We start from the raw sequence: 10,222 nt of genomic DNA on the forward strand, positions 1-10,222 counted from the left end.
CCCGCCAGGGGCGGCCGGGAGCGATCTGACATGGCCGGGATCCTGATCATCGCGCACGCACCGCTCGCCACCGCGCTGCGGGACTGCATCGCGCACATCTACGGCGGCGTGCCCGCGCGCATCGGCTGTATCGACGTGATGGCGGACAGCGATCCGACCCAGGTGATGGCGTTCGCGCACGCGGAACTCGCGCGGCTCAAGGAAGAGAACGGCGTGGTCGTGCTGACCGACATGTACGGCGCGACGCCCGCGAACATCGCGGGCCAGCTCGCGAAGATCGACAACGTGCGCGTGCTGGCGGGCGTGAACCTGCCGATGCTCGTGCGGGCCGTCTGCTATCGCACCGTGCCGCTCGACAAGCTCGTCGACAAGGCGCTGTCCGGCGGCGCGAAGGGCGTCCACGAAGTGGCGGCCGGCACGCCGCCGCCGCCGACGGAAGCCGGCTGCGGCCAGTGCGCGCCGATTCCGCCCGAACCGCAACCGCGCACCGAATCGCACTGATCATCCGTTTTCCGTTTTAGACAGCACCGCCGACGCGCGACGCCGGCGGTCCCGACCGACCCGACCGAGAATCATGCTTCAACAAGAAACCACCATCGTCAATAAATTGGGGCTCCATGCGCGCGCATCGGCCAAGCTTACGCAACTGGCCGGCAACTTCCAGTCGGAAGTCTGGATGACACGCAACGGGCGCAAGATCAATGCGAAGAGCATCATGGGCGTGATGATGCTGGCGGCGGGCATCGGCAGCACCGTGACGATCGAGACCGAAGGGGCCGACGAGCGGGAAGCGATGGACGCGCTGCTGAAGCTGATCGCCGACAAGTTCGGCGAAGGCCAGTAACCATCGCGCGGGATCGTTGCCGTTTCCAGCCAGAATGCCGCGGATTTCGCGGCATTTTTTTCGTCGGAAGCATTGATGTGGAATGCGCAATGCTGCAGTGCATGCAGTCAGCGGGGAGTCGCGGAATTTATAATCGCTAACCGGGGTCATAAGCGCATCGCAGCAGTGTGCCGCGGCTTTACTTGTACAGAGGAGGTGCGCGTGTCCTTCACGCTGCAAGGCATTCCCGTCTCACGAGGTATCGCGATCGGGCGAGCGTATCTGATCGCGCCGGCGGCGCTCGACGTCGCCCATTACCTGATCGAGGCGAACCAGATCGACGCCGAAGTCGAGCGTTTCCGCACGGCGCTCGACGTCGTGCATCACGAACTCGAAGCGCTGCGCGCCGACCTGACCGACGACACGCCGAGCGAAGTGGGCGCATTCATCGACGTCCACATGATGATCCTGAGCGACGCGATGCTCGTGCAGGAAACCATCGACCTGATCCGCACGCGCCGCTACAACGTCGAGTGGGCGCTGACCGAGCAGCTCGAGCTGCTCACGCGCCACTTCGACGACATCGAGGACGAATACCTGCGCGAGCGCAAGGCCGACATCGAGCAGGTGGTCGAGCGCGTGCTGAAGGCACTCGCCGGTGCGCCGTCCGCGTCGCAGGCGCTCGACCGCGCGGCCGCGAACGGCACCAACGAGATGATCGTCGTCGCGCACGACATCGCGCCGGCCGACATGATGCAGTTCAAGACGCAGTCGTTCCAGGCGTTCGTCACCGACCTCGGCGGGCGCACGTCGCACACGGCGATCGTCGCGCGCAGCCTCGGCATTCCGGCCGCGGTCGGCGTGCAGCATGCGAGCGCGCTGATCCGCCAGGACGACCTGATCATCGTCGACGGCGACCAGGGCATCGTGATCGTCGATCCCGCGCCGATCGTCCTCGAGGAATATTCGTACCGCCAGTCCGAGAAGCTGCTCGAGCAACGCAAGCTGCAGCGCCTGAAATTCTCGCCGACGCAAACGTTGTGCGGCACCAAGATCGACCTGTACGCGAACATCGAGCTGCCCGACGACGCGAAGGCGGCCGTCGAGGCCGGCGCGGTCGGCGTCGGCCTGTTCCGCTCCGAGTTCCTGTTCATGCATCAGAAGGAGATGCCGGAGGAGGAGGAGCAGTTCGCCGCATACAAGCGGGCCGTCGAGTGGATGAAGGGCATGCCGGTGACGATCCGCACGATCGACGTCGGCGCGGACAAGCCGCTCGAGGCGCTCGACGAGGGCTACGAGACGGCGCCGAACCCGGCGCTCGGCCTGCGCGCGATCCGCTGGAGCCTGTCCGAGCCGCAGATGTTCCTCACGCAGTTGCGCGCGATCCTGCGCGCGTCCGCGTTCGGCCAGGTGAAGATCCTGATCCCGATGCTCGCGCACGCGCAGGAGATCGACCAGACGCTCGACCTGATCCGCGAGGCGAAGCGCCAGCTCGACGACGCGGGGCTCGCGTACGATCCGAACGTGCGCATCGGCGCGATGATCGAGATTCCGGCCGCGGCGATCGCGTTGCCGCTGTTCCTGAAGCGGTTCGATTTCCTGTCGATCGGCACGAACGACCTGATCCAGTACACGCTCGCGATCGACCGCGCGGACAACGCGGTCGCGCACCTGTACGACCCGCTGCATCCGGCCGTGCTGCACCTGATCTCCTATACGTTGCGCGAAGCGAAGCGCGCGGGCGTGTCCGTGTCGGTGTGCGGCGAGATGGCGGGCGATCCGGCGCTCACGCGCCTGTTGCTCGGGATGGGGCTCACCGAGTTCTCGATGCACCCGAGCCAGCTGCTCGTCGTGAAGCAGGAGATCCTGCGCGCGCACCTGAAGGCGCTCGAGAAACCGACGGCCGACGTGCTTGCCGCATTCGAGCCGGAGGAAGTGCAGGCGGCGCTGAAGCGGCTGTCGGTCGCCGAGCCGCGCGCGGATGCGGCCGCTTAGGTCGCTTATGCCGCTTATGCCGCTCAGGCGCCAGCGTCGCCGCTAACCGCCGTGAAGGGTCATGCATGCGCCGGCCGGCGCATGCGTCCGACGCGCGTCAGTGCCGGCCCCCGCACACGGGGCAGTCGGCCTGGCGCGCGATTTTCATCGTCGTCCATTCCATCCGCAGCGAATCGAGCATCATCAGCCGCCCGTTGAGCGTCGTGCCGATTTCGCCGATCACGCGCAGCGCTTCGGCGGCCTGCATCGCGCCGATGATCCCGACCGTCGGCGCGAACACGCCCATCGTCGCGCATGCGACTTCCTCGAACGGCTGGTCTTCCGGAAACACGCACGCATAGCAGGGTGCGGTTGCATCGCGGAAATCGAACGTGCTGATCTGGCCGTCGAAGCGCAGCGCGGCGCCCGACACGAGCGGCACGCCGTGCGCGACGCACGCGCGGTTGATCGCATGCCGCGTCGCGAAGTTGTCGGTGCAGTCGAGCACGACGGTCGCGGCCGGCACGTGCGCGTCGAGCCACGCGTCGTCGACGCGCTCCGCGACCGCGTTCACCTTCACCTCGGGGTTCAGTTGCGCGAGCGCGTCGCGCCCCGATTCGACCTTGGCGCGGCCGACCGATGCCGTCACGTGCAGGATCTGCCGCTGCAGGTTCGTGAGGTCGACGGTATCGGCGTCGACGAGCGTGATCGTGCCGACTCCCGATGCCGCGAGGTACATCGCGGCAGGCGAGCCGAGGCCACCCGCGCCGACGACGATCGCGTGCGCGTCGAGAAAGCGCTGCTGCGCCTCGATGCCGATTTCATCGACGAGGATGTGGCGGGAGTAGCGAAGGAGTTGATCGTCGTTCATGGGGAGATCGGGCGAAGCATGCCGCCGCCGGTGGCGCGGGCGTATCTGCGTATTCTAGGCGCACATGAAAAACGGGCCATCGCGGTCTTCCCGCGATGGCCCGTCGGATGCCGGCCGGCGCTTACTTCGGCGCCGACGCGGGCTTCGGTGCGGCCGGCTTCGCGCCCGCGCCCGATGCCTTCGAGGCCGCGGCAGCCTTGCCGGCCGGGCTCTTCGTCGTGCTCTCGGCGAGCAGCGACTTCGATTCCTGGACGGTCTTGCCCTCGAGCTTGTTGAGCGCCTGCTGCATCATGAAGTCGTCGGCGCTGCCGAACTCGATCGGCTTGCGATCGCGATCCTTCTGGCGTTGCTCCGGCGTCTTCTTGTCGTTCTGCTCTTCGAGGACGCGCAGTTGATCCATCCGGCGCTGCTCGCGCTCTTCCTGTTCCTTCTTCTCGTTCGGGTCCTGCGTGTTCGCGAGGTGGTTCGTGTAGTCGACCTCGCGCGTCACGAGCACGTCGTCCGGATCGCCGTCCGCGTACTGATCGACCGGCACGTCGGGCGCGATGCCCTTGTTCTGGATCGAGCGGCCGCTCGGCGTGTAGTAATACGCGGTCGTCAGGCGCAGCGCGGTGTCGGCCGTCATCGGGCGAACCGTCTGCACCGAGCCCTTGCCGAACGTCGTCTTGCCCATGATCTGCGCGCGCTTCGAATCCTGCAGCGCGCCGGCGACGATTTCCGACGCGGACGCCGAATACGCGTTCGTCAGCACGATCATCGGCACGGTCTTGAAGACCGGCGGCAGGTTCTTCAGCGGATCGCCGTCGAAGGACGGCAGGCGATAGTTGTCGTACGTATCGCGGTAGACCTGCTTCGAATCGGGGATCTGGCCGTTGGTCGACACGACGACGGAGTCGGGCGGCAGGAACGCGCCGGCAACGCCGACCGCGCTCTGCAGCAGGCCGCCACCGTTGTTGCGCAGGTCGAGGACCAGGCCCTTCAGGTTCGGCTGCTGGCGCGCGATGTCCTGCAGCTTCGCGGCGAGATCGGGCGTCGTGCGCTCCTGGAAGCTCGTGATGCGGATATATGCGTAGCCCGGGTCGAGCATCTTCATCTTCACGCTCTGGACCCTGATGATCGCGCGCGTGACCGTGACCGGGAACGTGCGGTCGTCGCTCTTGCGGAAGATCGTCAGCGTGACCTTGGTGCCCGGCTCGCCGCGCATCTGCTTGACGGCCTTGTCGAGCGTCATGCCGCGCACCGGCTTGTCGTTGATGCGCGTGATCAGGTCGCCCGGACGGATGCCGGCGCGGAATGCGGGGGTGTCCTCGATCGGCGAGATCACCTTGACGAGGCCGTCTTCCTGCGAGATCTCGATGCCGAGACCCGCGAAGCGGCCCTTCGTCTGCTCCTGCAGCTCGTCATAGTCGGTCTTGTCGAGGAACGACGAGTGCGGATCGAGGCTCGACACCATGCCCTTGATCGCCGCCGTCAGCAGCTTCTTGTCGTCGACCGGTTCGACGTACTCGCGCTTGATCTGGCCGAATACTTCCGCGAACAGGCGGAGCTGGTCGAGGGGAAGCGGCGCCGTGGCGGTCTGCTCGGCCGACGCGGAAATCTGCAGCGTGGCGAACACGCCCGTGGCGAGGCCCGCGGCAATCAGGCCGATGTTCTTCAATTTCATTCGCATAGAGAGTCTGGTGCGGTCGGGAAGCGCGTGGCGGTAGCGGGGATGTAGCGGACAAGTATAACTGTTCGTCCGATAACTCAGTGGAACGCCGCGAAAAGCGGCGAACAGGTGCCATGAGCCGGGCCCGGAGCAGGCCCGGCGGGGCGCCGCCGGGCGCGCTGCGGGTTCGAAAGCGGATTCGACCGCAGCGGGGCCGCGAAGGTTCGCGCGGCGTGCCGCGCCGGACGCGGCTCGCCCGGCGCGACGGGCGTCAGCCCGCCTTGCCCTGCTTCGCGACGGCGGCCTGCGCCTGCGCGATCGCGTCCTGGTCGCCGAGGTAATAGTGCTGGATCGGCTTCAGGTCCTCGTCGAGTTCGTACACGAGCGGCACGCCGTTCGGGATGTTCAGGCCGACGATGTCGCTGTCCGAGATGCCGTCGAGGTACTTGATCAGCGCGCGCAGCGAGTTGCCGTGCGCGGCGATCAGCACCTGCTTGCCGGCGCGGACCGCGGGCGCGATCGATTCGTTCCACAGCGGCAGCACGCGCGCGACCGTGTCCTTCAGGCACTCGGTGAGCGGCAGTTGCTCGCGCGGCACCTTCGCATAGCGCGGGTCGTTGAACGGCGCGCGCTCGTCGGTCGGTTCGAGCGCGGGCGGCGGCGTGTCGTAGCTGCGGCGCCAGACGAGCACCTGGTCGTCGCCGAACTTCGCGGCCGTTTCCGCCTTGTTCAGCCCCGACAGTGCGCCGTAGTGGCGCTCGTTCAGGCGCCACGAGTGGACGACCGGCAGGTACATGAGATCCATCCGGTCCTGCACGTGCCACAGCGTGCGGATCGCGCGCTTGAGCACCGACGTGTACGCGATGTCGAACGTGTAGCCGGCCTCCTTGAGCAATTCGCCGGCCTGGTAGGCCTCGTTGCGACCCTGTTCGGTCAGGTCGACGTCGACCCAGCCGGTGAAGCGGTTTTCCTTGTTCCACGTCGATTCGCCGTGGCGGATGAGAACGAGTTTGTACATGGATCTTGCGGTCGGTAGTGAAGGAAGCGGTGCGCGTCGCGCGGCACCCGACCGGGGCCCGCCATCGCGCAAGGCGGTTATTTTATAATGGCGGGATTGTCCTCATCCGATTTCTCTTTTTCCGGCGGAATTCCGTGACGTTCTTTACCGATTACACGAACCTGGCCCTCATCGCGATCCTGCTGGTATCCGGCGGCCTGCTGGCGTGGCCCGCCCTGCGCCGCGGCCGCGGCGGCCTGTCGGCCGCGGAGGCCACCCTGCTCATCAACCGCCGCAATGCTGTCGTGATCGACGTGCGCGCCGCGTCCGATTTCGCCGCCGGCCACCTGCCGTCGGCGCGTCAGGTCGCGGCGGGCGAGATCGGCGCGAAGATCGCGCAGGTCGCGAAGAACAAGAGCACGCCGGTGCTGCTCGTCTGCCAGAATGGCCAGCAGTCGCAGAAGGCGGCGCGCGAGGTCGAGGCGGCGGGCTACGCCGAGGTGCACGTGCTCGAGGGCGGCGTGGCTGCCTGGCAGCAGGCCGGGATGCCGGTCGTCAAACAAGGAGTAGCGAAGTGAACAAGGTTCTGATGTACAGCACGCAGGTGTGTCCGTATTGCATGCAGGCCGAGCGCCTGCTGAAGCTGCGCGGTGTCGAGCAGATCGAAAAGGTGCTGATCGACCGCGATCCGGCGCGCCGCGAGGAAATGATGACGCGCACGGGGCGCCGCACGGTGCCGCAGATCTATATCGGCGACACGCACGTCGGCGGCTACGACGATCTGTCGAAGCTCGACCGCGAAGGCGGGCTCGCGCCGCTTCTGCAAGCGGCCTGATTAGGGCAGAATGGCCGCCGGCTGCGCCGCGGCTCGGGCGCGCAGGATTCATCCGTGGCGGCCGGCGAGAAGCCGGGCCGCTCCGTCACCACTTTTAGGGAAACACCATGTCCGACGTCGAAAACCAACCGTTCTTCAACATCCAGCGCGTCTACCTGAAGGATATGTCGCTCGAGCAGCCGAATTCGCCGGCTATCTTCCTCGAGCAGGACATGCCGTCGGTTGAAGTCGAAGTCGACGTCAAGGCCGACCGCCTCGCGGAAAGCGTGTTCGAAGTCGTCGTGTCGGGTACCGTCACCGCGAAGGTGAAGGACAAGGTCGCGTTCCTGATCGAAGCGAAGCAGGCCGGCATTTTCGACATTCGCAACATTCCGGACGAACAGCTCGACCCGCTGGTCGGCATCGCTTGCCCGACGATCCTGTTCCCGTACCTGCGCTCGAACATCGCCGACGCGATCACGCGCGCGGGCTTCCCGCCGATCCACCTGGCGGAAATCAACTTCCAGGCGCTGTACGAGCAGCGTCTCGCGCAGCTTCAGCAGCAGGCCGGCGCCGCAGGCGCGCCGAACGGCACGACGCTGAACTGACGTTTCGCACGGACCGGTGCTGGGTATGAAAGTAGCCGTTCTCGGCGCCGGTGCCTGGGGCACCGCGCTCGCGGGCCATCTGGCCGCGCGGCACGATACGCTTCTGTGGGCGCGCGACGCCGCGCTCATCGCCGGGCTGCAGGCCCGGCACGAAAATTCCCGCTATCTGGACGGCATCGCGCTGCCTGACGCATTGCGCTACGACGCCGATCTCGGCGCCGCGCTCGCGCATGGCGCAGCGGACGACGCGCTGTGCGTGATCGCCGCGCCTGTGGCCGGCCTGCGCACGCTGTGCCACGCGATGCACGACGCAGGCTGCGTGCCTGCGCACATCGTCTGGGTCTGCAAGGGCTTCGAGGCCGACACGCATCTGCTGCCGCATCAGGTGATCGCGGCCGAGCTGCCCGAACAGCGCAGCAACGGCGTGCTGTCGGGGCCGAGCTTTGCGCGCGAGGTCGGGCAGTCGCTGCCCGTCGCGCTGACGGTGGCGAGCGCGTCCGCCGAATGCCGCGAGCGCACGCTCGCCGCGTTCCATCACGGCGCGATGCGGATCTATACGGGCGACGACGTGGTCGGCGTCGAGGTCGGCGGTGCGGTGAAGAACGTGCTCGCGATCGCAACTGGCATTTCCGACGGCCTTGGCCTCGGGCTGAACGCGCGCGCCGCGCTGATCACGCGCGGCCTCGCCGAAATGTCGCGGCTCGGCGTCGCGCTCGGCGGCCGCGCGGAAACCTTCACGGGCCTCACGGGCCTCGGCGACCTGATCCTCACCGCGACGGGCGACCTGTCGCGCAACCGCACGGTCGGCCTGCAACTGGCGACCGGCCGCACGCTGAACGACATCCTCGGTGCGCTCGGCCACGTGGCCGAAGGCGTGCGCTGCGCGCAGGCCGTGCTGGCGATCGCGCACGCGCAGTCGATCGAAATGCCGATCACCGAAGCCGTGTGCGGCGTGCTGTTCGACGGCATCGCGCCGCGCGACGCCGTCAGCGGCCTGCTGCGGCGCGACGCGCGCGCCGAGTAGCACGGCCGGGCGCCGCCCGGCGCGGTCGCGCCAAGCGCGCGGCGCCAAAGCGCACTACGCTTGAACAAGTCTCCGGCGTTTCGGGAGGTTGTCATGCTGCAGATCCATTCCACCACGCTAGATGCGCAACTCGTAGACATCACGACGCTCGATGTCGACGTGATCGTCAACGCGGCGAACGGCTCGCTGCTCGGCGGGGGCGGCGTCGACGGCGCGATCCACCGCGCGGCCGGCCCCGGCCTGCTCGCCGAGTGCCGCACGCTCGGCGGCTGCGAGACGGGCGACGCGAAGCTCACGCGCGGCCACGGGCTGCCGGCGCGCTACGTGATCCATGCGGTCGGGCCGGTGTGGCACGGCGGCGATCGCGGCGAGCCCGACCTGCTCGCATCGTGCTATCGGCGCGCGATCGAGCTGGCCGAAGAGGTGGCCGCGACGTCGATCGCGTTTCCGGCGATCAGTTGCGGCATCTACCGTTATCCGGCCGGCGAGGCCGTCGACATTGCAGTCGGCACCGTCGTCGAAATGCTGCCGCAGGCGCCGAGCCTCGCACGCGTGGTGTTCGCGTGCTTTTCCCCCGACATCCACGACCTGTATTGCGCGCGGCTCGCGCGGGCCTGACGCGGCCCGCGCCGCGCATGCGTCATGCGCCGCCTTCGAAGCCGGCCTGGCGCCACGCCTCGAACACGACCACCGCGACCGTGTTCGACAGGTTCAGGCTGCGGTTGTCCGGCCGCATCGGCAGGCGCACGCGCTGTTCGTTCGGGAAGCGTTCGAGCAGCGCGGCGGGCAGGCCGCGCGTCTCCGAGCCGAACACGAACCAGTCGCCCGGCAGGAACGCATGATCGTGGAAGCGGCCCGAGCCGCGTGTCGTGAACGCGAACATCCGCGCGGGATCGGGCGATTCGGCCGCGACGAACGCGTCCCAGTCGCGGTGCACGCGCATCTGCGCATATTCGTGATAGTCGAGGCCGGCGCGGCGCATCCGTGCGTCGTCGAGCGGAAAGCCGAGCGGCTCGATCAGGTGCAGGTGCGCGCCGGTGTTGGCGCACAGGCGGATCACGTTGCCGGTGTTCGGCGGAATTTCGGGAGCGACGAGGACGACGTTGAACATGTTTCGGTTTGGCTGGGCCGGCCGGGGCGGAGCAACGCGCGCTCGTTCCCGGCCGGCCGGTTCGTGACGGCCGCGGCCGCGTGCAGGCGGCCGGCCTCTCTATTTAATTAATCCCTGGCGGTGCGCAGCGCAACCAGATTCGTCACGCGCGCGGCGCCTGCCGCCTTCAATGCGTGCGCGGCGGCCGCGAACGTCGCGCCGGACGTCATCACGTCGTCGACGAGCGCGACGTGGCGGCCCGCGACGTCGCCGGCCACCGCGAATGCCGACATCACGTTGTCGCGCCGCGCGCGCAGGGCGAGCCGCGACTGCGGCGCGGTGTCGGCGACCCGCGCGAGCAGTGCCGCATCCG

The 10,222-nt window shown here is 67.8% G+C and carries 13 protein-coding genes; 8 read left to right on the plus strand and 5 right to left on the minus strand.

What is annotated here, in order from left to right:
* The first annotated feature begins 30 nt into the window (after nucleotides 1-30).
* From ACPUER_RS20560 to ptsP, 3 genes are all read left to right on the plus strand, one after another.
* The gene (locus ACPUER_RS20560) at nucleotides 31-501 is read left to right on the plus strand and encodes a PTS sugar transporter subunit IIA (protein WP_034179121.1); all 471 of its coding nucleotides are present in this window, start codon (nucleotides 31-33) and stop codon (nucleotides 499-501) included.
* 73 nt (nucleotides 502-574) lie between these two features.
* The gene (locus tag ACPUER_RS20565; RefSeq protein ID WP_072437289.1) at nucleotides 575-844 is read left to right on the plus strand and encodes an HPr family phosphocarrier protein; all 270 of its coding nucleotides are present in this window, start codon (nucleotides 575-577) and stop codon (nucleotides 842-844) included.
* Between the two features lie 201 nt (nucleotides 845-1,045).
* Nucleotides 1,046-2,818 (plus strand): phosphoenolpyruvate--protein phosphotransferase, encoded by a 1,773-nt coding sequence (ptsP, locus tag ACPUER_RS20570; protein ID WP_131949220.1) that lies wholly within the window; start codon nucleotides 1,046-1,048, stop codon nucleotides 2,816-2,818.
* Between the two features lie 97 nt (nucleotides 2,819-2,915).
* Here the strand turns inward: ptsP and ACPUER_RS20575 are convergent, their stop codons facing one another.
* From ACPUER_RS20575 to gpmA, 3 genes are all read right to left on the minus strand, one after another.
* The gene (locus ACPUER_RS20575) at nucleotides 2,916-3,668 is read right to left on the minus strand and encodes a HesA/MoeB/ThiF family protein (RefSeq protein ID WP_072437288.1); all 753 of its coding nucleotides are present in this window, start codon (nucleotides 3,666-3,668) and stop codon (nucleotides 2,916-2,918) included.
* Nucleotides 3,669-3,789: 121 nt separating this feature from the next.
* The gene (locus ACPUER_RS20580; RefSeq protein ID WP_425131988.1) at nucleotides 3,790-5,337 is read right to left on the minus strand and encodes a S41 family peptidase; all 1,548 of its coding nucleotides are present in this window, start codon (nucleotides 5,335-5,337) and stop codon (nucleotides 3,790-3,792) included.
* 250 nt (nucleotides 5,338-5,587) lie between these two features.
* Nucleotides 5,588-6,334, minus strand: a complete 747-nt coding sequence (gpmA, locus tag ACPUER_RS20585; RefSeq protein WP_175963615.1) for a 2,3-diphosphoglycerate-dependent phosphoglycerate mutase — start codon at nucleotides 6,332-6,334, stop codon at nucleotides 5,588-5,590.
* A 134-nt stretch (nucleotides 6,335-6,468) separates the two neighbouring features.
* Between gpmA and ACPUER_RS20590 the strand changes: the two genes are divergently transcribed.
* The 5 genes from ACPUER_RS20590 (at nucleotide 6,469) to ACPUER_RS20610 (ending at nucleotide 9,377) form a co-directional block, all read left to right on the plus strand.
* Nucleotides 6,469-6,891 carry a rhodanese-like domain-containing protein gene (locus ACPUER_RS20590; protein WP_310135282.1) on the plus strand — a complete coding sequence of 141 codons (423 nt, stop codon included), beginning with the start codon at nucleotides 6,469-6,471 and terminating at the stop codon, nucleotides 6,889-6,891.
* On the plus strand, nucleotides 6,888-7,148 hold the full coding sequence (gene grxC / locus ACPUER_RS20595; RefSeq protein WP_034179116.1) for a glutaredoxin 3: 261 nt from the start codon (nucleotides 6,888-6,890) through the stop codon (nucleotides 7,146-7,148). Before ACPUER_RS20590 ends, grxC begins: the two co-directional genes overlap by 4 nt.
* A 107-nt stretch (nucleotides 7,149-7,255) precedes the next feature.
* Nucleotides 7,256-7,735: a protein-export chaperone SecB gene (gene secB / locus ACPUER_RS20600; protein ID WP_034179115.1), complete on the plus strand. Its 480-nt coding sequence runs from the start codon at nucleotides 7,256-7,258 to the stop codon at nucleotides 7,733-7,735.
* A 25-nt stretch (nucleotides 7,736-7,760) separates the two neighbouring features.
* Nucleotides 7,761-8,759, plus strand: coding sequence for an NAD(P)H-dependent glycerol-3-phosphate dehydrogenase (locus tag ACPUER_RS20605; protein WP_425131989.1), 999 nt, complete (start codon nucleotides 7,761-7,763; stop codon nucleotides 8,757-8,759).
* A 93-nt stretch (nucleotides 8,760-8,852) separates the two neighbouring features.
* Complete coding sequence (locus ACPUER_RS20610) at nucleotides 8,853-9,377, plus strand: O-acetyl-ADP-ribose deacetylase (RefSeq protein WP_175963616.1); 525 nt, start codon at nucleotides 8,853-8,855, stop codon at nucleotides 9,375-9,377.
* Nucleotides 9,378-9,399: 22 nt separating this feature from the next.
* On the opposite strand, the gene trmL is transcribed toward ACPUER_RS20610, so the two are convergent.
* The gene (trmL, locus tag ACPUER_RS20615) at nucleotides 9,400-9,870 is read right to left on the minus strand and encodes a tRNA (uridine(34)/cytosine(34)/5-carboxymethylaminomethyluridine(34)-2'-O)-methyltransferase TrmL (RefSeq protein ID WP_034179112.1); all 471 of its coding nucleotides are present in this window, start codon (nucleotides 9,868-9,870) and stop codon (nucleotides 9,400-9,402) included.
* Nucleotides 9,871-9,977: 107 nt separating this feature from the next.
* On the minus strand, nucleotides 9,978-10,222 hold a 245-nt coding region (locus tag ACPUER_RS20620; RefSeq protein WP_425131990.1), incomplete at its 5' end, for a ComF family protein.

The sequence above is a fragment of the Burkholderia sp. DN3021 genome, from assembly GCF_049805555.1.
In the GTDB taxonomy this organism is placed as follows: Bacteria; Pseudomonadota; Gammaproteobacteria; order Burkholderiales; family Burkholderiaceae; genus Burkholderia; species Burkholderia pyrrocinia_C.

What these genes read in the sequence shown, in the direction of transcription:
- ACPUER_RS20565 (WP_072437289.1), top strand. Translation starts at nt 575, where the DNA reads ATGCTTCAACAAGAAACCACCATCGTCAATAAATTGGGGCTCCATGCG.
- gpmA (WP_175963615.1), bottom strand. Translation starts at nt 6,334, where the DNA reads ATGTACAAACTCGTTCTCATCCGCCACGGCGAATCGACGTGGAACAAG.
- ACPUER_RS20560 (WP_034179121.1), top strand. Translation starts at nt 31, where the DNA reads ATGGCCGGGATCCTGATCATCGCGCACGCACCGCTCGCCACCGCGCTG.
- ACPUER_RS20605 (WP_425131989.1), top strand. Translation starts at nt 7,761, where the DNA reads ATGAAAGTAGCCGTTCTCGGCGCCGGTGCCTGGGGCACCGCGCTCGCG.
- ACPUER_RS20610 (WP_175963616.1), top strand. Translation starts at nt 8,853, where the DNA reads ATGCTGCAGATCCATTCCACCACGCTAGATGCGCAACTCGTAGACATC.
- ACPUER_RS20580 (WP_425131988.1), bottom strand. Translation starts at nt 5,337, where the DNA reads ATGCGAATGAAATTGAAGAACATCGGCCTGATTGCCGCGGGCCTCGCC.
- secB (WP_034179115.1), top strand. Translation starts at nt 7,256, where the DNA reads ATGTCCGACGTCGAAAACCAACCGTTCTTCAACATCCAGCGCGTCTAC.
- trmL (WP_034179112.1), bottom strand. Translation starts at nt 9,870, where the DNA reads ATGTTCAACGTCGTCCTCGTCGCTCCCGAAATTCCGCCGAACACCGGC.
- ACPUER_RS20575 (WP_072437288.1), bottom strand. Translation starts at nt 3,668, where the DNA reads ATGAACGACGATCAACTCCTTCGCTACTCCCGCCACATCCTCGTCGAT.